Below are 24353 nucleotides of genomic sequence, written 5' to 3' on the forward strand. Positions count from 1 at the left end.
GGACAAGGATAGTATACTGGAAAAAAGGCAAAAAGAAACCATGAAGTTACAACTGCAACTTCATGGCCCATATGCCTTGTAATTCTAACTGCAACAACCTATGTTGCAATTAATTTTTCAATTAACCATGGTCTTCACTCTCAGGAAGAAATACAACAGGTGGCATACCCACACAACCGCCAGACAGATCCGACCGGCCGGAACATTGCTCATCATCAGAAATCCCGCCGCCATGACCACGGTCACGGTCCCAACAATCCGAATCTTTGTCCTCATAGTCATGGCACGCTGTTTTACAAAACTGTCCAGATGTTTTTTATAAAGTTTCGTTCCGACAAACCAGTCGTGAAGACGCTTTGAGCTTTTCGCAAAGCAGAATACTGTAGCCATGAAAAAAGGCACGGTCGGAAGAACCGGCAGGACGATTCCTGCCGTGCCAAGTCCCAGGCAGAGAAAACCCAGTATGATCCAGAAAATCCTGAACGGATTCTTATTCTTCATTATTATTTCACTCCCGTTAAACCGGACCGGATGTGAGCTGTCACACGGTCAGGACAAATTTTTTCCCTTCAATGGTTGTCACTCCCAGAGAGATCCCGTACAAATCCCGGATGCATTCTTCTGTAATCACTTCATCCGGAGCTCCCTGAACTGCAACCTCCCCCTCTTTCAGGCCGATGATGCGGTCTGAAAAGTGGATCGCCTGATTCATATCATGGAGCACCATGATAATAGTGATCCCATACTCCTGATTGAGTTTCTTCACCAGTTTCAGGATCTCGATCTGATAACGGATATCCAGATAGGTGGTCGGTTCATCCAGAAAAAGGATCTTCGTATTCTGCGCAAGCGCCATGGCGATCCACACCCTCTGACGCTGTCCGCCGGAGAGACGGCTTACTTCCCTGTCCCGGTATTTTAAGATATTGGTAACCTCCATGGCCCATCGGATCATTTTTTCATCCTCGTCGCTTCGTCCCTGCATCATCTTTCTGTGAGGAGTTCTTCCAAAGGATACAAGCCTCTCCACAGTAATGTCATCCGCGGAGGAATTATACTGATGGACAATGGACACCCTCTTTGCGAAATCTTTCAGACCCAGATTCTGGATATTCTTCCCGTAAAGGAAAATATTCCCTTTACGCGGATAAAGATTCTTGGTCATCAGATTGAACAGGGTTGATTTTCCGCACCCGTTCGCTCCCATGATGGTTGTGATCTTCCCTTCTTCTATGGTAAAAGACGTGCCCTTTAAGACTTTGTTTTTCCCGTAGGAAAAAAACAGATCACGCACTTCCATGGACGGTTTCCTCTGTTTTGTATCAGGCTGCATATTTCTTTGACCTCCTTAACAAAATGATAAAGAACGGACCGCCGATCACGCTCATTATAATGGACGCCGACACTTCGTAAGGTGCTGCCACGGTCCGGCCGATGGTATCCGCAAGCAGAAAGGTAAATGCACCTGCCAGCATGGAAAATGGTACCAGTGCCCGGTGGTCGCTCCCGACAAGCAGCCGCCCGATATGAGGTACGATAAGCCCCAGGAAGCTGACAGCTCCCACGACCGCTGTAGAGATACTGGCCAGAAGCACCGCAACCAGAGAAACCAGAATCCGAATCAGATTTACGTTGACACCAAGACTTCTGGCTGTCTTGTCTTCCAGAGACATCAGGTTGCACATCTTTGTAAACAAAAGTGAAAGGACAAGCCCTGTAATTACATAGGGGAGAAGGGTTTGTACATCTTCCCATGTTTTCTGAGTGATATTCCCTTCCACAATGGATGCCACACCGGAGGAAGTTCCTCCGCTCATTGCATTCAGGGCATCTGAAAGACCGGTGAACATGGCGCTTACCGCAACACCGGTCAGGATGATGCGAAGCGGGCTTAATCCTCCTTTCCACGACAGACTGTATACCAGAAAAAAGGCCAGTACCCCGCCTGCGAACGCGAAAAGCGGGGTAAAGAAATAAAGGGCCGGCAAGAAGGCCGTGATCAGTACCGCGACAAAACCGGCTCCTCCGGAAATCCCGATAATTCCAGGGTCTGCCAGCGGATTTTTCAGCACTGCCTGGAAAAGGACGCCCGAGACCGCTACTGCTGCCCCTGCAAACAGGGAGATCACGATCCTCGGGAAACGCAGGTCATAAATAGCCGCCACATCATCGATCCTTTTGATGAACAGTCCCCTGAACAACTCTGAAGGAGAAACCTTCAGGCTTCCGATATTGACGGACACAACGATCAGCAGCACGAGCAGGACTCCTGTGACGATAAAGGAGGCTGCCGCCCGGGCTGTTTTTCGTTTTTTCCGGCTTTGGTCCTGCCTGCCGGATTCTTCTCTGTCTTCACTCATAGCTCATCCTCCTTACTTTTCCTGTTTCTCATCCTCTTCATTCTCCGGATAAAGCATCGGCTGGAGTTCCTCCAGTGCTTCCGGATAATTGAAGTTCGCGCTCATACCAAAATATTCATAGGTCAGATCGTATACCCGTCCGTTCTTCACAGCGTCAAAATGCTGCCAGATATCATCAGTGGCAAATTCTTCGTTGAACATCTCCACGATCTGATCCGGGAGCGCATGTGCCGCACGCATAATCACATCCGGCTCTTTCGTCTTCATATCCTCGGTATTCACCGTAAGGAATTCCTGGTCCGTCCCGGCGTAGACGTTCTCACCCCCTGCCAGTTCCACCAGACTTCCCACATAGGAATTTTCCGTGGCAATGATATAGCTTCCCGGAAGACCCATCAGGATCAGAACTTTCGGAGCATCCTTTCCTTCGTTCTTATTTTTGTAATCCTCATAAAACGCCGTAAACTCGTCCACCATGGTCTGTGCCTGCTCTTCTCTTCCAAAAATTTCCCCCAGTTCCTGAATAGAGCGGTACATCCCCTGAACACTTCTGAGATTTAAAAATGCCCAGTCCGTATTGATGGCTTCGTATTTCGGCTGCAGATCCGACTGAAGGGTGGCAGGACTCAAAATCCAGTCCGGGTCTAAGGAAGCCACAATCTCCATATCAGGAGCCATAGCGGTTCCAACTTCTTTCACTTCGTCATACCGCTTCGGAAGTTCCGAAACAGAACTTGAACATACGCCGGTCAGGTCGAGCTCCAGCCGGTCACAGATCTCTGCCGTAGAAGGAGATGTGGCAATAATCTTCGGTTCTTCCCCCATTCCCTTTACTTTGGCTTTTGCTGCTTCTACAGCGGCCTTTTCTTCCGGATCTGTGATTTCAAGCATGGTACTGACACTCCCGCTCTGCGTGGAAGCACTGTTGTCCTCCGTAGTTTTATCCGTGTTTCCAGCGCTTTGATCCACACATCCTGTAAACAGGCTACAGGAAAGAACCGCAGCGGCTGCAAGTACGGAAATTCTGCTTTTTCCTTTGATCTGGCTATACTTCATCGTCATCATAACCTCCACCCCAGCGTTTCCAGTTCTTTCGGAAGAAAAAGATAATTACTGCCGCTGTACCCATCAGAATCAGACCGGAAACTGTGACTGCCGCTCCGACGGCAAAAGGGCCTCCTACACCGGAACCCGCCGTCTTTTCCGCCTCTTCGGATGCATCCGCTGCCGTGGAAAGACTTAATCCCTGTGCCTCATCAAGTTCCGTATCCGTAGATGCGGCCGGCTGAGCCGCTTCATCTATGGAACTGGACAGTGCCGGTGTCTCCGTACTTTTTTCTCCGGATTCTGTGTCCGCATTTTCGGAGGATGTCAAACCGGAGCCGCCCGAAAGCGAGGAACCTGACAGATTGGAACCGCCCCCGGTGCTTCCGGTATCCGCATTTCCGGTTTCTCCTGATCCACTTTCCGTGCCTGCACTGCCGGAGCTGTCCGTTGTCGCTGTTTCTCCGTTTCCGGATGCTTCTGTCACCATGGTCGCATTCATATTTGTATTGTTCCCGGCAGCGTAATCACTCGGATACAGGTAAAAGACCACGTCTCTTCCCATAGGTGCCACGTACATCGAGCAGCGGACTACACAGTTCTCGCCCGGCACCTGTATGCAGATGTCTGCCGTTGTACCATTGTCGTCCGTTCCGTTTCCGGTTACTCCAACTGCCGGTGTTGCCCAGCCGCTGTCGCCTACATTCTGCACCCAGAAACTGTGTCCGGAAGTCTGATCCATCAGGCTGAACCGGACTGTCAGATAGTATTCTCCGCTGTCCGTCAGTTCCAGAATTCCCGTTGTGTACACCACTCCGTCTACCATGCCCTGACCGGTGGCGTAAGATGCCTCGCCGCCGGAATCTTCTATTTCACCGGTAACCGGATGGGCGTAGCATGGATGAACCGTACAGGTATAAACGTTCCCGGATGCCGCCTGTACCGGGAATGCTGTTGTCCACACTCCTGCAAAAACAAAGAGTACAGCGGCCAGAAACCCGATTCCTTTATTTTTAACTTTTTTTCTTATCTTCATCTATTTTTCCCGCCTCTGTTCCCTGTCTTGTTTTCTTTTCCGCCTGCCGGAACGAACAGTTGTCAGTACACCCGCACCCAGACAGATGCATCCTGCAGCCAGTACTGCGATCCACAGACCCGAGTTTGAAGAAGTATCATCTGTCTTTACACCGGATGCAGACTTCAGACTGCTTCCTCCAAGAGAACTTCCGCCAAGGGAACCGCTTTTCAGCGAATTGCCGCCAAGGGAACTGCCCCCAAGGCTGCTTCCACCCGGAAGTGTACTGTTCCCAAGACCACTTCCACCTGTCAATCCTCCCTGGCCGGAACCGTCATCCTTGTCTCCCGTATTATCGTTATTGCTTCCCGGTTCATCGTCATCTGAAAACGACGGATCATCTTCCTCCGCAGCTTTCAAAGTCGCCCAGTCAAGAGCCAGATAGACTGACTGGTCACCCAGACCTTCAGATATCGATTCCATCACCGGCACATAAACTTTGAGAGGGACAAATCCATCATCCAGAGCTTCCGGAATCAGTTTGAACGTAACAAGATCCGGATAGTCCGTACCGTATTCATCACGGATCCGGTCACCGTTTTCATCTGTCTGATAAGAGTCTACCACTGCATCTTCCAGTTCTCCCTGAGGATATCCGTACTGATCTTTCGTATATCCGGTAAGAAAATACTGAAGCCCGCCAAGATACCCGAGTTTCCCGCTGATATTCATCCCTTTCATATCCAATGTGACTGAATAGACGCCATCTTTTACAGTCAGCCTGATCGTATGGTTGATGGCATTATCTGCCATGGAAAGTGTGGACTGGTCCACCTTTACCATCCTGCCCGTCACTGCGTAAGTGCCGTCTTCCAAGTTGTGAATATCCAGTTCTGTGTCTCCCGGATCCTCCGGATCCTTCGAGTCCTCCGGTTTCTCTTCCTCGTCTATATTATCACCATAGGTAATGGTAAAAGTTGCCGTTCCCGTATAATTTCCCGGAGATGCCGCCGCAACATCTTTTCCTTTGATGGTAATATTTCCGTTCAGTACAATCCCCGTCTCTGTACCGCCCGCTTTTGCCACTCCGGTCTCTGAAGCTGTCTGTGAGCCAAAGTCATTTCCGAAAGGAAGTGTTTTTGATCCACTGTAAAGATTGCCGCCCGCCGGCGCGCTTACCGTGACCGTCTCGCCCGGTTCAACATCAGATACACGGATCTCATAGGGCTGTACATTATCGACAGTTGTCTCCAGTTTTCCCATGGAAAGGGACTCCGGGATCATGATCATGCCGTCCGGCTTCGATGCCTGATTGGAAACATTGGCAGTAATTTCCATAGACTGCTGTCCGGTTTCTCCGCTGCCGTGTCTTGTCAGTGTATTCCAGTACATGGTAACGATAGTTTTTACGCTGAACTTTCCGTTTTCAAAGTGTATGCCGTTGATTTCGCCGTTTAAGGCGCTCATAGCCGGTACATAAATCTTAGTGTTGTTATAATAATACCGGCTCAGCCCGGTAAGCGGAAATGTGACGTCCGTCACCACTTCATAATCTCCCCGCTGTTCCGTTGCATAAGTTACGTTCTCCATGGAAAGTTCCCCGGCCGGATCGTTGCCTTTATAATAGCCGTTAAACCCGAGGATATACATCGGTTCCTGTTCCGTTCCGGAAACCATCGTGTAAGAAAGACTCATTTGTCCGTCTTCACTGACCTTCAGAAGAGCTTTTGCCGTTTCAGTCTGAACAAGGCTGTGATCTACCACATCGCTTCGTACCGCAACGGTCACGTCATAGATGCCCGGATCCGGTAGTTTCTCCGGAACATCCTCCGCAGACTCCTCAGCAAGGTTCAGACCCAGTGCATCTGCGACTGCCTCCTTAATTCCATTGGAGGAATAGGTCGCGCCTGCCACGGCATCCAGATCCCGGATACCCTCTGCGTCGTTATCCGCCAGTCCGGAAAACATCCCGGAAATGCCATCAATGGCGGTCTTTAGTTTGCCCTTGTTTACCTCCGCATATGTTCCGCCGAAATTATCTCCGGTAATCGTCACATCCGTGATTTTTCCGTCTGTAACAGTTACTTCCGCATCAATATCGTATTCGCCAAACTGGTCGATATGATAAGTTCCGCTTTTGATATACGATCCGCTCTTCTCCCCTGGCGCCGCTTTTGCCGCTCCTGCCGGAGTCAAGGCTGTCATAGCAAGCAGTCCTGCCAGGGCAAGGGCGGTCCATCTCTTCCTGTTTCTTTTTCTTCTCATTCTTTCCTCCGTCCGAAACTATCCGTTTTTGAAAAACAGAGATCCCCACAAGATATCGTGCGGGGATCTCTGCATCGTTCGGCTGACATATACTAGTTCGCCGCGTATGAAATCATAAAGGTTGTTGTTCCTGTGTAGTTTCCGGCTGCCGCTTTCGCCACATCTGCGCCGCTAACTGTAAGCTTTCCGCTCAACGTTTTGTCCGCCACATCTTCTGTTACGCTCTGGCTGCCAAAGCTGTTCGCAAATGCAAGTGTATTATCACCGTTTGTCAGGCTGCCGGCTGCCGGAGCAGAAATCGTCAGTTCACCATTCAGATTTGCAGCATCAACTTCTACTGAATACACTGTTACATTATCTTTCTCTGTACTCAGAGTTCCCATGCTTGCAGATTCCGGAACAGTTACCGTATATTCTGGTTCGGAAACCACTTCCTGTACATCTGCGGTAATCTGCATATTCTGCTGATTCTGTGTGTCCCCTCCCGGTTCCTGGCTTCCGCCTGCCGCCTGCAGATCAGTTACCTTTACAAAGAAATTCTGTGTTGAATTCATAACCACATTCACATAGGCGCTGGCCGCTACTGTACCGGCCTCCAGATCATCCAGCACATCCCGCGGAAGCTCCACAGTAAGCACCTGGGTCGGCAGAACGTCTCCGGCATTGACGCCAAACAGCGCTGCATCTGTATCAAATTCTTTTTCCGGTTTTGTAGTAATGTCCGATTCTGCCGTATATTCTGTTCCGTCTACCGTAAATTTCACATCTTTTACAGTTCCATCTGTACCCTGATCCGGGAATGCCGGGATCGGGTAAGCCACATAGAATGTAAGCTCGGCAGAATCCGCCGTCAGTTCTACATCTGCCTCGTGTACAAAAATCGGATCACACATGCTGTTGCTTCCTGTTCCGTTTGCATTCAGGAAATGGATTTCTCCTGTATAGCTGCCGTCCGCCGGCTCCGCTGCGAATGCGGTTCCGCACAGCATCGTAGATATCATCGCCGTTGCAACGGCACCGGATAAAATTTTTCTGAATCCCATAATTGATTCTCCTCTCTGTTTATGTTTTTGTTTATGCTAAAGTGCTTTGCACTGTAACATCATCAGCATCTTTTTTCACACAGTTCTTATGTGACTACAAGTGTGCAGTTGACTTCCGCCCCGTTCCTTGGAGTCATCTCTTCGTCTGCAGTAAATGTTTCATACTTCACCGTCAAGGGATATTCCCCCGTCTCCATCTCCTTTTCCAGCGTGATCTCATAGAGACTCTGTCCCGGTTTGATTATTTTTGACGTGTAGATAGTCTCCTCTGTCTCAGGCAGATAAAAGGAAATCCGGAAATAGACCTGATTCTCTTCCGGGTTATTCAGCTCAACGGACACATCTTTTGTTCCGGAAGGAATTTCTATTGATTTGTATCCCGGAATCCGGATCCCCTCTCCCACGGAAGGAGTTGTAGATTCACTCTCCGGCTTTTCCTGATCTTCCTCAAACGCCACATCATAATTGGTCACTTCTTTTGGCCTGGTATAGAACCAGATGCCTGCGGCCGCAATTATCACCAGAAGGATCAGGATCCCGATTTTTTTCTTACTCTTCATATCATCTTTCTCCATAGTTAATTCAGTTAGTTATTACTAACTCTTGTTTTAAAAAGAATCTCACATAAACAAAGAATGAAATATGTGAGATTCATACACCGGAATTAGTTTCAACTAACTATCGTAATCATATCATACCATTTCTATTTCTGTCAATCCGTGCTAATGATACTAATTCTCATTTATTCTATTTTCTGTTTCTTCTGTTTTCCGGGAATCCACGCACACCGCATGAACCGCGAACCGTCTGCTATATCCGCTGTCAGTGCATGTGGAAAGCGTCATTACTTTATGACTGCTGTCCGGATGAATTCCTGTGTCGATCAGAGAATTACAGACCATACTGTCAATCAGCTTCTGATATTTCTCCCCCGGTTCATATCCGATCTTATAGACATCCCCGCCGTTTTCCGCTTCGTGGCAGGCAAAGATCTGATACCGGTATACTGCCCCTTCTGTGTACAGGGTAAAATACGGATTTTCTTCCCAGAATTCTTTTTTCCGGTATTTTTTCAGGCCGCCGAACATGCTCCCGTCATTCATGTTATGCCCGTATATGACTGTATAATAATCCACGAAATCCGGCCGGTTCAGTCCCTCCAGAAAGATGCTCCCAGCGATGTGGGATTTGCCATACAGATCCCGTCTCAAATATTTCTCATTATCTCCCGAGTAGAAAACCGGATAATCGATTCCTGTATTTTCCGGATCATCTGACCGGATCCATGCCACGATATCCGGATTTTCTTCTCTTAATTCGTCAAACCGGATCATCACATCCGTGAGCCACCAGTCTTTTTCCTTTTCCCCGCCGTCCCCTTTCCGGATCTTTGTATAGCTTTCTCTCAGGTTTTCATAGGTCCAGGATGAATTATGTTTATCAAGATAATCCGGGAGAATGTTCCCGAGAGAAAGACTGATCAGCACAAGGGATACCGGGATCAAAAGTTTTGACAAACTGAAATGTTTTCCCTCTTTACAGTCCTGCTTTTTTCTATTCATTTTCATTTATGCCGCTCTCTCTTTTCGGCATCTCCTGACTATGATAAATAATCTTTGATATTTTCTTTCCCTTGCCAAGATAACCACATTTTCTGACTCCATCCCGGACAATCTGATCCAGCTTTTCTTTTGGCATCCGGAACACAGTACTGTCCTCCAGAATAATCTCGCATCCCTCTTCATCTGTAAGATCTTCTGCACATTCCACTTTGTACATATTTTTTCTGTTGATCGCCCCGATCTCTTCCAACGCATTGATCATACGGTAGACAGTCGCTACTCCGATCCTGTTGTCTTCCCGCGAAGCCTTATAAAAGATTTCCTTGCAGCTTGCACAGTTATTTTCCAGAATAATGTCAATCAGTATCTTCCTCTGTCTTGTAATACGGCATCCGTTTTCTTTCAGTCTCTCAATAATCTCATCTTTTCTGTTCAAGATACTATCCTGCTTTCTGCCCGTAAAACGTAGGAACCTGCACTAATATGTTAGCCATATCTACTCCTCCATACACTGCTGATTATCATTATTCTGTCATATTTTTCTTTCCTTAAATTAGTATAGACTAACTGAATTGAAAAATCAACAATTATTCATGTTGTTTTATATTTGACATGGTATAAAAGAATACTGTTAACAGAAAGAGGGAGATTCCGCACACAACGTGAATCTCCCTTTTTGAATGATTTTTATTTCTTTTCATCAGTCAGCAGATTTCTCATGCTCCTGAGACTGATCAGCAAAGTCGATGTGTTATGAAAAAGAGCTGATGACGTTGGCTGAATCATGCCTGCAACGCCAAGAAGGATCAGTCCTGCATTGATACCGATGATCTGATGATAGTTTTTTACGACCCGGTTCATCATTCTGTTTGCAAGATGTTTCAGTGTAACCAGTTCCCGAAGGTCTTCCGCCGCAATGGTAATATCGGCAATTTCCCTTGCAAGTTCTGCACCATCGCTGATAGCAACACCTACATCCGCCGCAGACAGGGCCGGAGAATCATTGATTCCGTCCCCGATCATGATCACCTTATGCCCCAGCGTCTTCTCTTTCTCCACAAACCCCGCTTTTTCTTCCGGGAGCACTTCCGCATAATATTCGTCTACGCCGACCCTCCGGGCGACTGATGCTGCGGTCTTCTCACTGTCGCCGGTCATCATAACGGTTTTCTTTATTCCTGCCGTTCTCAATGCCCGGATCATATCCCCAGCCTCTTTTCTCAGCGGATCTTCAATACATATCACTGCCGTCAGTTCCTGTTCAATGGCAAGATACAGATGAGAATATTCGTCCGGCAGTGATTCGAATCTGTCCCGGTATTCCGGACGGACTTGACATGCTTCATCGTCAAATACAAAATGGCTGCTGCCGATTACCACTTTTTTCCCGTTAATATGGGAAGAGATCCCATGGGCAACAATATATTCTACTTTGGAGTGCATTTCCTCGTGGGCAAGATTCCGTTTCTTTGCAGCATCCACTACGGCTTTTGCCATGGAATGAGGGAAATGCTCCTCCAGGCACGCTGCAATCCGCAGGCATTCTTCTTCCGGCACATCACCAAACGGAACCACTTCTTTCACCGTTGGTTTCGCCTTTGTGAGCGTGCCTGTTTTATCAAAGACCACCGTGTCAGCTTCCGCGGCCGCCTCAAGGAATTTTCCGCCTTTCACGGTGATCCCGTATCCGCCTGCCTCCCGGATTGCTGAAAGTACGGTGAGAGGCATGGCCAGTTTCAGTGCACAGGAAAAATCCACCATGAGCACGGATAAGGCTTTGGTTACATTCCGGGTCAAAAGCCATACCCCCGCGGTTCCAAGCAGGGTATACGGTACGAGCCTGTCGGCAAGATGTTCTGCTCTGCTCTCCATAGAAGATTTCAGCTTTTCAGAATCTTCGATCATTGCCACGATCTTTTCAAATCTGGTGGAACCTGATACCGCTTTTACCAGAACATCAAGTTCCCCTTCCTCAACTACTGTACCCGCATAGACGGACTGTCCCTGTACTCTGCGTACCGGCATGGCCTCTCCCGTAAGAGAAACCTGGTTTACCATCCCTTCCCCGCCGGATACTTCCCCGTCAAAAGGAATGACATTTCCCATATGTACGGTCACTATGTCACCTTTCCGGATCTTGTCGGCCTTTACAAGAATTTCCTGTCCGTCGCGTTTCAGCCAGACTTTCTTAATATTCAAAGACATGCTCCGCGCCAGATCGCCAACTGATTTCTTATGGGTCCACTCTTCCAAAAGCTCTCCGACTCCGAGAAGAAACATCACAGATCCTGCAGTATTAAAGTCCCGGCGCAGGACAGAGACGCCGATTGCCGCTGCATCCAGAAGTGGGACTTCTATCTTTCTTTTTCGGATGCAGTGCAGCCCGGCTGCAAGATATTTTAAAGACCTGGCCGTCACAACCACCGCCCGGAGCGGTCCCGGAACCAGAAGCCGGCATCCGTAGTGCAGCAGCATTTTTGCAATCAGCTTTTCTTTATATGACGCATTCAAGGATCTCCCGGAATTCCGGATCATGTTTTCCGGTACGTTTACCTTTTCGTACCGGAATTCCTTCAACATCCGGATCAGTTCACCACGGTCTCCTGTATAGCAGATGACAGCGTCTGAGGTGCGTTCATACACTTTGACATCTGTTATATTTTTCTGCCTGTCCAGATACCAGAAAAGAGTATCCGCCTCCTCACATGTCATTTTCTTCTGAACGATGTGAATCCGGAGGCGGCCCTTGATCTCATGCTTGATAATATATTTCATGAGCGGTTACATCTTTCCATTGTCAGAAGAGGCCGCACCGTCTTCTTCCGCCTCCTGGACTGCCGCTTCTTCCACTGCGGCTCTTTCCTCATTGATCTGCTGTGCTTCTGCAAGAATATCCTCTGCGTTTTCCTGAACATTCGTTACCGTTTTCATCACGCAGTCCTTTGCGCGCAATGCAGCCGCCGTACACGTTGTATATACTTTCTTTGCATCTTTACTGGATAAAATCTTTACCCCTGCCGTCCCGAAAAGGACTCCTCCTGCGAATAATCCGATTTTCTTCATCAATGAATCACTAAACATATGTTTTACCTCCTGCTATAAATTTTTTTGATGTTTGAATTACTTATGCTTGTATCCGGTATAGAATACCATTATGAAACAGAACACGGCAGCCCATGCCCAGAATCTATGCTGCTTCATGCGCCATCACTTCCTTTTTTACTGAATTATCATAAGGATACTCTATAAGCATAGCAACACATTTTCAGGCTAGTCAAACCTAACCGGTCTTGTTGATAAATCTTCTCAATATCGCATATAATCATCGATGTTCCCTTAAGTTCTATAACAAAACGGACCGAGGAGATCTGCTCTCTTCGGTCCGTTTGCCATATCTTAATCTATTGGGTTCCTGACGATTACGCCATCTGCGTCGCTGCGTTTTCGATACAGCGGTTTGCATTCAGGCTTCTCGGATATCCGATGTACGGAAGAATCTGAGAGACAACCCGTACAAGAAATTCTTTGTCATTTCCCAGATTCATATTTCCGATGGCATGGGATGTCAGCTGCGACTCACAGCCTCCCTGTGCCGCCAGAAAGCAGAAGGTAATCAGCTCTCTCTGCTTGAGATCCAGTCCTTTTCTTGTATAAATATCTCCAAAACAGTTGGATGCAAGCCAGCGGTTGATATGTCCGGCTTTCCATGCTTCCAGCATCTGCGGTCCGAAGATTTCAGCCTGGGCAGCGGCTCCTTTTTTCAGACGGTCTTCCATCGTAGTCGTTCCGCGGTTCTCATCCGGATTCGGGATTCCGTTTGCTTCAAACACTTCATTAGTTGCTGCAAAAAATGGAAAAACTCTTCCAAATCCAAGATAGTCTACTGCCTGATAAACGACTTCTTTTACCATCGCCGGAGTCAGGGCGCTTTCGACTGCCTTTGGCAGATAATACCGGTATGCGTCAACGGACTGGCTTCCGATCAGCGCAGCAAGGACTGCAAGATATCTGGTGGTCTCATCCAGTGTCTGTCCCGGTTCGTTTACAACTTCGTTATATGCAAATGCTTCCCACCGTTCCATAAATTCTGAATCTGTCTTGTGAAAATTCATTGTTTCTGTCATCGTTTCTGCCTCCTGTTTCTATGTGAATTTCAGGCTCTCCACCTCTTCTTACAGTATAAAACCCCGGTTTTACAAGATCAAATACTTAATCTGAATAGGTATATATAACCAGAAGCTATGCTTCCGGCTTCAGCGGCCCGTAAAAATACGATGCTGTTGCTCCTCCATCAATAAGTATATCTGCTCCGGTGATGAAAGCGCTCTTTTCACTCATCAACAGTTCCGCCACATTGGCCACTTCATCGGCGGTACCCGGACGACCTGCCGGACATTTGGCGAACATATTTTTATAGAAATCTCCACGTGGTCCGTTGAACTCGTCAATTGCAAGCGGTGTCACAATGATACCAGGAGAAATTGAGTTGATACGTGTCTTTGATCTTTTCCGGCTGAAGGATATCCAGCTTCAAAAGTTCCTCTGTCGGTATACAGGCAAGCATTTTACTTCTAATGTCTGTTTTCTTACATATGACCAGATTATGATTGTTTCAAAAGCGCCCGGTTCATATTGAACCGGGCGTGGTATCTAAATATATCATATCTTTACATATCTTTGGTTCCTGCTGTTAGGTTTATCTGGAATTGTCATACGGATAAGATTCATGTCTACTGCCGGCCGTAAATAATTTCTTCGAAAACCTTCCTTAGATTTCAACCCCAGTTTTTCCATAAGTGAATTGCTTGTATAAGGAATATCATATTCCATAACATCAAGCAGTTTCTTAATGTATTCCAAAAGCTGCCCATTATCTTCACTGATCTGAATGGAAATGTCATCCAGAATTTTATCAATTTGTGACAACATAAATTCAATGAAAATTGTTGATGCACCATCCAGATGGCATTTAGCAATCGCGTCATAGTATTCTTCTTGAAATTTTTCGATCTGACTCTCAATTGGAATAAATTCAAATATCGGCTTCCACTTGGAAAGGATCGCAGTATGCCATAATCTTGCCATTCTACCATTGCCATCAGAGAACGGATGGATAAAGACAAATTCATAATGAAATACGCTGCTTAAAATAAGAGGATGAACACTATTTTGTGCTTCTTTCATCCAATCAAAAAGTTCATCCATTAACTGGGGAACAAATCGTGAAGGTGGTGCCATAAAAATGCACTGATCGCCATTAAAAACACCTTCTTCACCTCGACGGAAGTCACCTGATTCTTCTACAACATATTTGGTCATTATGCCATGAAATTTTTTCAAATCTCTTATGTTGTATGGATTGATCTCGGAAATTTTTTCATATGCGGCATAGGCATTTTTTACTTCCTGAATTTCCTTTTGTTCACCAAGCACTGTCTTTCCGTTGATTACATCTCTAACCTGCCCCAAAGAAAGAGAATTCGCTTCAATCTTCAATGAAGAATGAATGGACTTGATACGATTGTTTCTTCTCAAATGTGGTTTGGATTCTAAATTACTGGTTGCCGAAATTCGTCCAATCTTTTCTGAAATCGAAGATACATATGATAATATTTCATTTGTTATTGTAAAAGGCGGTTTATACACTCCCATGACAGTACCTCCATATACTTGCGTATTATCTTGCGTACTTTCTTCCTCTATTATACAGCAAGTCAAAAATTTTTCAACACCTATATGAGTTCATCCACTGAAAAAGGGATCGCACACCAGTAAACGGTGTACAATCCCTTTTCTGCTACTCTACAAATAAAATATGGATCTGTCCTTTTTTATCTTTGACGACTTCTGCCTCCACATCGTAAATTTCCCGGATAAACTCCGGTGTCAGCAAACTCTCCGGTGTCCCTTCTCCTGCGATCCTGCCGTCTTTGAGCGCGTAAATACGGTCGCAGAACATGGCCGCAATATTCAGGTCATGGACGGCCGAGATCACCGTCACATTCCGCTCCTTTACAATCCGCATCAATTGAAGCTGGTGGGTAATGTCCAGATGGTTGGTAGGTTCATCCAGAATCAGGCAGGGTGTCTGCTGGGCAAGGGCTCTTGCGAGAATAACCCGCTGTTGTTCCCCTCCGGAAAGCGTGGAGAAACTTCTATCCGCAAATTCCGACATGCCGACAGCCTGCAATGCTTCTTTTACAATGGTATAGTCTCCGGCATTGTCCCGCTCCAGTGCCTTTTTGTGGGGAGACCGCCCCATCATGACGATTTCCTGTACGGTAAAATCAAAATTATACTGGTTATGCTGAGCTACCACTGCCAGTTTTCTGGCGGAGTCTTTGACGCGGATCGTACTCAGCTCTTTTCCGTCCAGATAGACAGCACCCTGATCCGGTTTCAAAGTCCGGTAAATGCACTTGAGAAGCGTTGATTTTCCACTTCCGTTCGGCCCGATCAGTCCGATAAATTCCTTCTCCTTACTTTGGATGCTGATTCCCTTTAAAATCTCCTGCGCCCCGTAGGAAAGATGGAGATCTTCCGTATTGATTTTCACGCTTCCCCACCTCCAAATCCATAGGATTTCCTTATCATCAGATAAATAAAGCAAGGGGCGCCGATCAGGGAGACTAAAATTCCAATCGGCAGTTCCGCATAGTCCAGAATGACCCTGCAGGCCACGTCCGCCCAGATCAGAAAGACCGCTCCGGTCAATGCGCTGACCGGGATGAGCCTTTTATGGTCTGTCCCCAGACACATCCGCACTGCATGGGGAATGATCAGCCCGACAAACCCGATCATTCCTGCCGCACAGACTGCGGTTCCCACCATCAGGGAGGAAAGAATCAGATACACGATCCGCACCCGGTGGAGGTCGGTCCCAAGTGTCACCGCTGTCTCATCGCCCAAAAGCATCAGATTCAGCTTCCGGGATTGAGTCCAGAAAATCAGTGTTGCGACTATCATGACCGGAAGAACAACCGGCACATTGTCCCAGTCAGCCGTGGCAAGACTTCCCATGCTCCAGTAGGAAATCTGTGTCGTTGCTTCCCGGTTCTGGGAAATATAGATCAGAAAGTTCGCGAACGCGGAGCAGACGGTACTGACCGCCATTCCGGCCAGAATCAGTTTCCCCGCGCTCGTGCGTCCTCCGATGCCGGAAATAAAAAGCACACCAAAGGACGCTGCCAGAGCCCCGAAAAAGGCCATAATCCCCATACCCTGATCCCCGAATACGGAACCGATCCCAAGCAGAATGGATGCCGCGGCCCCAAGGTATGCCCCGGAGGAGACTCCAAGGACATACGGGTCCGCCAGGGGATTTTTGACGACTGCCTGCATGACAACGCCGCACACGGAAAGCCCCGTCCCCACTGCTGCCGCCATCAGCACTCTCGGCAGACGGATCTGCCAGACTACATCGTGGACAGCTCCCTGGCCGTAGGCAGACAGGCTCTCTGTATGAAAGACCTCATATCCAATCACACGGTACACATCCTGAAAGGACAGATCCGCATTTCCAAACAGTACCGCCGTAAAAAGTGACAGTATAAGAGCCGCAGACAGCCCCAAAATCAGAATTCCGTATGTCTTTGTTTTCATCGCTCCTCTTTTCATCATGCTCCCTCTATTCGTTCAGATCCAGATCCGGATACAGGCCCTTGGCAATGGTCTCAATCCCGTCCTGCGTCCTTGTGGCACTTGCATACATCTCACTTAACATAATCGGAACAACCCGGTCATTTTTGACGGCGCTCAGGCTCTGAAATGCTTCATCTTCCAGAATCTTATCCAGATTTTCCTGCTTCACCGTTTCCGGATCATCCCCGGTATATGGCATGTAGACGACAAAAATCACATCCGGATCTGCCGCTAAAATGTCTTCCTTTCCAACCGTGGATGCGTCCGGATTTGCAAGGCTGGCACCAAGCTGGGTCACCATGTCCCCCGCAATGCTTGCCGCGCCATAATTGGTAAAGGTATCATTCATGCTCTCTACCACCATGACAGACGGCTTTTCTTCCTGTTCTTTGACCAGCGTTTTTACGTGTTCTACGGTCTCTTTCATTTGATTTACGATCTCTTCTGCACGGTCCTGCACATCAAAAATCTTTCCAATGTTCAGGATATCGTTATATTCATTTTCCAGAGAATCTTCTTTCACCGCGGTATTCGTATTGATATAGACATTTGTTCCTTTTTGAATCCATTCATCCGGGCTTCCAAGGTTATCCTCATCAAACAGGGATACCCAGGAAAAAATCATATCCGGTTCCAGCATCGTCATTGTCTCTTTGGACGGTGTAAACTCGTCCAGATAGTCTGTTTTGGAAAATGCGGCTTTCTGATCATCCGGCACCTCATTATCAAGCCCTGCCGTCGCTACAATCCGGTCCTCCAGTCCAAGAGCAAGCAGCGTCTCCACCGATCCCTGGTAAACCGCTGCCACCTTTTCCGGCGCCTTCTCATAAGTCATCGTATACTCGGCGCCATCCCGGCCATAAGTTGTGATCGTCAGCGGATATTCGGTTTTTTTCGTACTCTCTGTGGTATCCTTGCTGTCAGACGAACCGTCATCTGCAGCCTGATTGTCCTCTTTCACCTGATCAGAGCTGATTCTGCCCTCATCCCCGCTGTTGTTTCCGTCACTGCCTCCACAGGCGGAAAGTCCCACCGTCATTGTGGCTGTCAGAAGACACGCCAGTACCTTTTTCACCATGTTCTGTTTCATGTTCTCTCCTTCTTTCTTTCGGTATATTTTCCTTTCCTGTTACAGGATCTTTGGTCTGGCCGTCAGATCCATATTCCTACTTACCGGAAGATTCGTTTTGCAGAACAAAAAAACCTGCTTTTTATAAGCAGGCATGACAAAAACATATGGACAGGCAAAGATTGCCGCCCATATTTTCAGATGTCTGCTTTACACGGAAGCTTCATCTTCTCTATCAAGCAGGTTTCCTGGCTTGCCTCTCCTTGCCTGTCCCGGCCTTCTCACGGCATTGCCGCAATGACATAAATTGGGACAGACTCCTTGCTTACAGTGACCGGATCGCCGGAGATTTCCACTCCGTTCCCTTTTAAAATGCATCCTCTTTGACAAAGGAATTCTTCACTTGATAAAGTTATTCAATTCTAACAGGAAATATTACAGTTCCCAATTTAGCATACTTTGGCGTCAATTGCAACCGCAGTTCCCACCGGACATTCTCCCTATGCTTTTTTCTAAAAGCCAGTGCAGAATCTCAGCAAACTCTTCCATGTAATAGTTGCTCCGGTCTTTCTTCCAGAACATGCAATAATTACGCAGAAACGGCTTCCCATCCTTATAAATCGGAATCCGGAGAAAGACGCGTCTTTTCCGCTCCCTCCTCTATCTTCTGATAATATGCTTCTCCATATTGCTGAAGCTGTCGGTCAAGGTAAAACTGTCCTCGATGCCTTCTGTCAGATAGATTTCTCCATCTTCCGTCATCAGAATCATGTCAAATCCCTCGTGGGATTTCCAGTATTCCTGTGCGCCTTCCAGCCCTTTTACGAACATGGAGGTGGAAAGGGCATCTCCCATTTTCCCTTCCTCCGTCACAATGGTCACAGAAGCCAGCCCGTTATCCACCGGGTATCCGGTCTTTGGATCAATGATATGCCCGTATCGTTTGCCGTCCTCTCCGGTAAAATACCGCTCATAATTTCCAGAGGTCACCACGGCGCAGTCCGATACCTCAAGCACGCCGACTTCCCCGTCTCCGTAAGGACTCCGTATGGCAAGCCGCCAGTCATTTCCATCCGGTCTGGAGCCCACGGTCTGAATATTACCGCCGATATTTAAAAGAGCCGACGTTACTCCGCTCTCTTTCACAATCTCTGCTGTCAGATCTCCCGCATAACCCTTTCCTACAGCGCCCAGATCCAGCTCCATTCCTTCCGGCAGACGGATTTCCTGCCCGTTCAGCTCCACTTTTTCGTAGCCAACCCGCTCAAGAAGCGACTGGATTTCCTCACTTCCCGGAATCCGGTTTTCATCGGTCGTAAATCCCCAGGCCGTCAACACCGGATAAATGGTAGGCTCCAGTGCTCCATCGGTCTCTTTTGCCATTTCCAGGGCAAAGCTGACAATACCGGCGGTATCCTCGCTGAGCGTCACCACATTTCTATTGCTGTGGTTGACCGCATAGATCTCGCTGTTTTCATCTGTAACAGACCACTCGGATTCCAGTGTCTGAATCTCTTTCTCCGCCTTTTCCAACGCTTCTTCGGAACCGTCTCCATATGCGGTAAATGTCATATAGGTATCCATGGCAAAAAAATCTCTCGTGGATTCCTTCTGACTGCTGCCGTCCGTATTCTGCGTCTCCTGACATGCAGTCAGAGTCAGACTGCACAGAAGCGCAAATGCTGCCATTCCTGTACGGTAGTTTCTTTCTGTCTTAAAGTTTCTCATGCCTGAACCGCCTTTTGCATTGCTTTTAAAAATTTTTTTACAAGATCTGTCGGCTCCGGAGAATACAGAATTCCATACGGAATCGTATATTTCCATTCCACCGGGATCACTTTCAGAAGCGGATGGACATCTTTCCAGTTTTCCACCGCCATCAAAATATCGTTACTGTTCTCACACTGGTTGAATATATCGAGACTGTAAATGTCAAAATCCACCACATGGATCTGCGGATGATTTTTCCAGATATCATCTCTAAGCTCATCTACATAATTGCTCCATCCACGATGCATCATCAGGAAATTTTCTCCATAAAGATCCTGAAAAGTCAGAAGATCTTTCCGGGCAAGCCTGTGATTGACTGATACCGCACAGCAGATCTGCTGCCTGGACAGTTCCAGCCCGGAGCATTGACGAAGCTTCAGCATCGTTTCATCGAAAATCCCCGCTACAATATCAATATTCTTTCCGAGGCTTTTCAGAATCTCCCTTGCATTCTCCACGCTGTTCATATAAGGAACTATCTGCAGCTTGATATCCGGGTAGTTTTTCTGGATTGTGGACCACGCCTGTACAAAAGGAGCTGCCGGAGTCATCGGTGAAGTCCCGATCCGAATCACATTATCCTTCTCCTGCATGGCCTTTTTAGCCCGTTCGACCGAGTCTTTGCAGTACTGAATAATATATTTCGCATCACGGTACAGAGACTTCCCCGCCTCTGTCAGAGCCAGCCCCCGGTGAGTACGGACAAACAAGGTCAGCCCCAGATCTTTTTCAAGGAGATTGATCTGCTTTGTGACAGCCGGCGGCGTGATATAAAGCGCCTCTGCCGCCTTGTTGAAGCTGCCCAGATCCGCTACTACAATAAAAGTTTCAAGCTGCAGGTTATACATATGATCTCCTCCTTTACCCGGAATTTCCTGTTTCTTTGTCTACTCATTTTTCTTAAGCGGCTCCTGCCTTTTTACCATATAGTTCAGATAACCATATGATTATAGCAGGCGGTTGTTACAACCGGTCAAGAGGTTCTGCAAAATTTTATTCGGTACGAAGCGCTGTCACCGGATCGCTCTTTGCCGCCTTTCGTGAAGGGATCAGTCCGCCAAGCAGCGTAAGAACAACGCTTAAAACAATCAAAATCAGTGCCGGCACTACAGGGAGCACGGCGCTTACCTCATTCGTATCTGCAAGATGATGGATCAATGCATTTCCCGGTATGAGAAGCAGAAGGGTAAGCCCGATTCCAATGAGCCCGGCGCAAAGCCCGATGATAAAGGTCTCCGCATTGAACACCTGGGAAATATTCCCCTTTGAGGCACCAATGGCCCTGAGAATTCCGATTTCCTTTTTCCGCTCCAGCACGCTGATGTAGGTAATGACACCGATCATGATGGAAGAAACCACCAGAGAAATGGCCACAAAGGCGATCAGTACATAGCTGATAATATCGATAATATCCGTAACCGAAGACATAAGAGTACCAACCATATCTGTGTAGGTGATCACCTGCTCGTCTTTTCCCTGTGCCTCCATCTGACTATTATAGCCGTCCAGAATCTTTACGACTTCTTCTTTGCCCTCAAAATCCTTTGGATAAATGGCAATACCTGTCGGGACATCAAAATCCACATATCCCAGATTTCTTAAATTACTGTCATAGGAAGTCTCTCCCGTAGACTGCATGGACATCATCAGCTCGGAGAGCTCCTCCTCACTCATGTTCATTTCAAACGCATTGGCAAAGGCGTCTGCATCGATGGTCATGGCATCTCCCATGGCCTCCTGAAGGCTCGTTCCCACCCGGCTCATTGCTCTTTGCATCACCGTCTCCATTCCGGCGCTTATCCGGCTTACCACCTGGCTCATGGCAGAACTGATCTGGGTTTCCAGCGCGTCTGAAATAGCTCCTGTATAGGCGCCCATAACCTCTTTCATATAGCTCTCAAGGGCCGTACCAACCTGCGACTGCAGGCTCTCCATATCAACTATCTCCGAAATTCCGGAGGAAAGCGCTTCTTTCCCCGCATCTGTATTCAGGTAGCTGACAAAATAGTCATCCATCTTTGTCAGATCCGGCAGCTGATTCTTTTCTGCGTAATCCAGATATCCGGCTACCATCTCCCGGGCAATCTTCTGAAGCTGCTCTGTAGTGATGGAAATATCCTGTACAGAATCAAAGATCCTGCTGCCCCAACTGTTGATGATCTCTGCCGCAGCCGGTGTCTGAAGGTATTCCAGAAGATATTCATCAAACCTCTCCGAATCCGTATATCCATGCTCCGACGCATACTCCATAAAACCGCTTAAAACTTCATGGAAGAGGTTCTGAATCTGTTCAACCGATGCGGTGACGCCGCCGTTTGATTCAATGATCTCCAGAATATTTTCTTTGAGAATCTTCTGTGCGTCCGTACTTTTCAAATATCCTGCAAAGTCTTCGCTCAGCCCCGAATAATCTGCCTCCGGATGCTCTTTTGCGTAGTCCTGATAGCCGGAAATCAGATTTCCCGCCAGTTTTGTCATCCCTTCCGCCGAAACAGTCAGGTTCAGATTCCCCATCAGATCATTCAGATTCAGACTGCCTGCATCCGGAAGCTCGATCTGGATTCCGGAAAGATCCACCATTCCGGAAAGGTCCAGAGTGTTTCCATCCATCTGGAACAGGTCGGAAAAATCCACTGTCCCGGAAAGGCTGCCTGAGAGCGCATCGCTGTTGAACTGAAAAGCATTTTCCAGTGCATTCGTATTGACGGTAAATAACGAGTTCATATCCAGCCCGTTCTGGCTTTCTGTCTCACCGAACGCCTCCCCGGTAAAGACATTGACGTCTGGATTCGCAATCTGCTGTTTTACGATCTCACTGTCTTCCGCCTCTTCTGCCACATGCCGGGTCAAAGAAGACGGGTAGCCGATTCCGGAAGAAAGTGCCACTGCATTGGCATCTTCTGCAGGCTGGACAACACCTACTACCTTGAGATCTTCCCCGTTTTTCACGAGATCTTTCATATAGGTTTCATTGCCGGATTTGTCTGTCCAGACACCATACTGACTGTCGTACGTATAATAGTCCGCACTGTTGACCAGTTTAAAGGTAATACCGAGAAAATCTTCATAGGAATAGCTTCCCATATTTTCCGGTGTTTCGATATCTTCTTCATTGATAAACTGCCGGATCATCTCATCCAGTTCCACAGCATCCCGAAGTCCGAGTGTATAAAGCATAAAGTCACTGACGTTCCCGTTTGCCGTCAGGACGACCACACACTCATTATAATTCTCCGGCCATCGACCGGCCTTTACATCGTACTGCTCTTTATAGAGATTTTCATTTTCCGGCATTTCATAAAACATGTCCGTACTCATCATGGAGGACATCATACTGTTGGACCCGGAGGCTGATCCGAATCCAAGTGCATCAAATGAGCGGTCCGGATTCACCTGCCGGATGGAATCTCCATCTTCACGGTAAATCTGTGGAGATACAGAATAAGAGTATTCCACCGCATTGGTATAGTCTTTGATATCACTCTCACCGCTCTCCAGATACTTTTTTAAGGATTCCAGATCATTGGAATCCATGGTAGAAAACATATTGCTGACCATCTGGATCACATCCACATCGCCGGCCTCTTTCTCTTCCCCGCCTCCGTCTCCGAGCATGGCGGTCATATCAATCCCCGTGCTCTGGATTTCGAGCGGATACTCCGAAAGTGTATCCTCTTCCACTGACTGAATATACTGATTGACACCTGTAGAAAGCGCAAGAATCAATGCAATTCCGATAATTCCGATTGATCCCGCAAAGGAGGTCAGAAGCGTCCGCGCCTTTTTTGTCCTCAGATTATTAAAACTAAGGGATAATGCAGTCAGAAGTGACATGGATGATTTTCCCATGTTCTGATGCTCCGGCTGCTTCATTGCAGTTTCATCCACCTCATATGGATTGGAATCCGACCGGATCCTGCCATCTTTCAGATTAACGATCCGGGTCGCGTACTCCTCTGCCAGCTCCGGGTTATGGGTGACCATGACAACCAGCCGGTCCTTGGCCACTTCCCTTAAAAGATCCATTACCTGGACACTCGTCGCGCTGTCCAGCGCCCCCGTCGGCTCATCCGCCAGCAGGATATCCGGGTCATTGACAAGGGCACGCGCAATCGCAACCCTTTGCATCTGTCCTCCGGAAAGCTGGTTCGGTTTTTTATGTACCTGTTCTCCAAGTCCGACCTCTTCCAGCGCCTTCTGAGCCCTCTCGCGCCTTTCAGCTTTCCCGACTCCGGAAATCGTAAGTGCAAGCTCTACATTTGCCAGAATCGTCTGATGTGGAATCAGATTGTAGCTTTGAAAAACGAATCCGATCGTATGGTTTCTGTAGGAATCCCAGTCTCTGTCCTTATACTTCTTTGTCGATATTCCGTTGATAATCAGGTCTCCGCTGTCATAACGGTCCAGCCCTCCGACAATATTCAGAAGTGTCGTTTTTCCGGAGCCGCTCGGTCCGAGGATCGCGACAAATTCATTGTCTCTTAAATTCAGACTAACATCATCAAGTGCTTTCTGCACCAGTTTCCCCGTCCGGTACTCCTTTCGTATGTGTTTGATCTGAAGCATATACGTTCTCCTTTTTTG

Annotated in this window: 20 protein-coding genes, 1 pseudogene and 1 riboswitch; all 21 genes and pseudogenes read right to left on the reverse strand. The window is 47.6% G+C overall.

Annotated features, from left to right (window positions below; all coding sequences use genetic code 11):
• Positions 1–117: 117 nt before the first annotated feature.
• Positions 118–501, reverse strand: a complete 384-nt coding sequence (locus tag B5E64_RS16145; RefSeq protein ID WP_087169488.1) for a YbaN family protein — start codon at positions 499–501, stop codon at positions 118–120.
• 40 nt (positions 502–541) lie between these two features.
• On the reverse strand, positions 542–1333 hold the full coding sequence (locus tag B5E64_RS16150) for an ABC transporter ATP-binding protein (protein WP_242959062.1): 792 nt from the start codon (positions 1331–1333) through the stop codon (positions 542–544).
• Positions 1323–2360, reverse strand: coding sequence for an iron ABC transporter permease (locus B5E64_RS16155; protein WP_087169489.1), 1038 nt, complete (start codon positions 2358–2360; stop codon positions 1323–1325). The genes B5E64_RS16150 and B5E64_RS16155 overlap by 11 nt, the downstream gene beginning before the upstream one ends.
• 12 nt (positions 2361–2372) lie before the next feature.
• The gene (gene isdE, locus B5E64_RS16160) at positions 2373–3422 is read right to left on the reverse strand and encodes a heme ABC transporter substrate-binding protein IsdE (RefSeq protein ID WP_343284096.1); all 1050 of its coding nucleotides are present in this window, start codon (positions 3420–3422) and stop codon (positions 2373–2375) included.
• Complete coding sequence (locus tag B5E64_RS16165) at positions 3406–4440, reverse strand: heme-binding Shp domain-containing protein (protein ID WP_087169490.1); 1035 nt, start codon at positions 4438–4440, stop codon at positions 3406–3408. The genes isdE and B5E64_RS16165 overlap by 17 nt, the downstream gene beginning before the upstream one ends.
• On the reverse strand, positions 4441–6684 hold the full coding sequence (locus B5E64_RS16170; protein WP_087169491.1) for an NEAT domain-containing protein: 2244 nt from the start codon (positions 6682–6684) through the stop codon (positions 4441–4443). It abuts the gene before it with no gap.
• Between the two features lie 92 nt (positions 6685–6776).
• Positions 6777–7727: a hypothetical protein gene (locus B5E64_RS16175; RefSeq protein ID WP_087169492.1), complete on the reverse strand. Its 951-nt coding sequence runs from the start codon at positions 7725–7727 to the stop codon at positions 6777–6779.
• An 86-nt stretch (positions 7728–7813) separates the two neighbouring features.
• Positions 7814–8287 carry a hypothetical protein gene (locus B5E64_RS16180; protein ID WP_242959061.1) on the reverse strand — a complete coding sequence of 158 codons (474 nt, stop codon included), beginning with the start codon at positions 8285–8287 and terminating at the stop codon, positions 7814–7816.
• A gap of 171 nt (positions 8288–8458) precedes the next feature.
• Positions 8459–9295, reverse strand: coding sequence for a class B sortase (gene srtB / locus B5E64_RS16185; protein ID WP_087169494.1), 837 nt, complete (start codon positions 9293–9295; stop codon positions 8459–8461).
• Entirely contained in the window at positions 9282–9725 is a 444-nt protein-coding gene (locus B5E64_RS16190; protein WP_087169495.1) for a transcriptional repressor, read from the reverse strand. Before B5E64_RS16190 ends, srtB begins: the two co-directional genes overlap by 14 nt.
• Before the next feature lie 251 nt (positions 9726–9976).
• Positions 9977–12064, reverse strand: a complete 2088-nt coding sequence (locus B5E64_RS16195) for a heavy metal translocating P-type ATPase (protein WP_087169496.1) — start codon at positions 12062–12064, stop codon at positions 9977–9979.
• 6 nt (positions 12065–12070) lie between these two features.
• Positions 12071–12370, reverse strand: coding sequence for a DUF6110 family protein (locus B5E64_RS16200; RefSeq protein ID WP_087169497.1), 300 nt, complete (start codon positions 12368–12370; stop codon positions 12071–12073).
• A 338-nt stretch (positions 12371–12708) separates the two neighbouring features.
• Complete coding sequence (locus B5E64_RS16205) at positions 12709–13413, reverse strand: carboxymuconolactone decarboxylase family protein (protein WP_242960265.1); 705 nt, start codon at positions 13411–13413, stop codon at positions 12709–12711.
• 115 nt (positions 13414–13528) lie between these two features.
• Positions 13529–13856: pseudogene (locus B5E64_RS16210) on the reverse strand (SDR family oxidoreductase); the annotation flags it as partial.
• 92 nt (positions 13857–13948) lie between these two features.
• Positions 13949–14941 carry a Fic family protein gene (locus B5E64_RS16215; RefSeq protein WP_087169498.1) on the reverse strand — a complete coding sequence of 331 codons (993 nt, stop codon included), beginning with the start codon at positions 14939–14941 and terminating at the stop codon, positions 13949–13951.
• 145 nt (positions 14942–15086) lie between these two features.
• Positions 15087–15845: an ABC transporter ATP-binding protein gene (locus B5E64_RS16220; RefSeq protein WP_087169499.1), complete on the reverse strand. Its 759-nt coding sequence runs from the start codon at positions 15843–15845 to the stop codon at positions 15087–15089.
• Positions 15842–16891: an iron ABC transporter permease gene (locus B5E64_RS16225; RefSeq protein WP_242960266.1), complete on the reverse strand. Its 1050-nt coding sequence runs from the start codon at positions 16889–16891 to the stop codon at positions 15842–15844. Before B5E64_RS16225 ends, B5E64_RS16220 begins: the two co-directional genes overlap by 4 nt.
• A 25-nt stretch (positions 16892–16916) precedes the next feature.
• Positions 16917–18020: an ABC transporter substrate-binding protein gene (locus B5E64_RS16230; RefSeq protein ID WP_087169501.1), complete on the reverse strand. Its 1104-nt coding sequence runs from the start codon at positions 18018–18020 to the stop codon at positions 16917–16919.
• Positions 18021–18219: 199 nt separating this feature from the next.
• A riboswitch (cobalamin riboswitch) is annotated at positions 18220–18421 on the reverse strand.
• A gap of 238 nt (positions 18422–18659) precedes the next feature.
• Positions 18660–19727, reverse strand: a complete 1068-nt coding sequence (locus B5E64_RS16235; RefSeq protein WP_242960268.1) for an FAD:protein FMN transferase — start codon at positions 19725–19727, stop codon at positions 18660–18662.
• Positions 19724–20617, reverse strand: coding sequence for a LysR family transcriptional regulator (locus B5E64_RS16240; protein ID WP_087169502.1), 894 nt, complete (start codon positions 20615–20617; stop codon positions 19724–19726). Before B5E64_RS16240 ends, B5E64_RS16235 begins: the two co-directional genes overlap by 4 nt.
• A gap of 145 nt (positions 20618–20762) precedes the next feature.
• Positions 20763–24335, reverse strand: a complete 3573-nt coding sequence (locus tag B5E64_RS16245) for an ABC transporter ATP-binding protein/permease (protein WP_087169503.1) — start codon at positions 24333–24335, stop codon at positions 20763–20765.
• Between the last annotated feature and the right edge of the window lie 18 nt (positions 24336–24353).

It is taken from the genome of Drancourtella sp. An12, assembly GCF_002160935.1.
Taxonomy (GTDB): domain Bacteria; phylum Bacillota; class Clostridia; order Lachnospirales; family Lachnospiraceae; genus Sellimonas; species Sellimonas catena.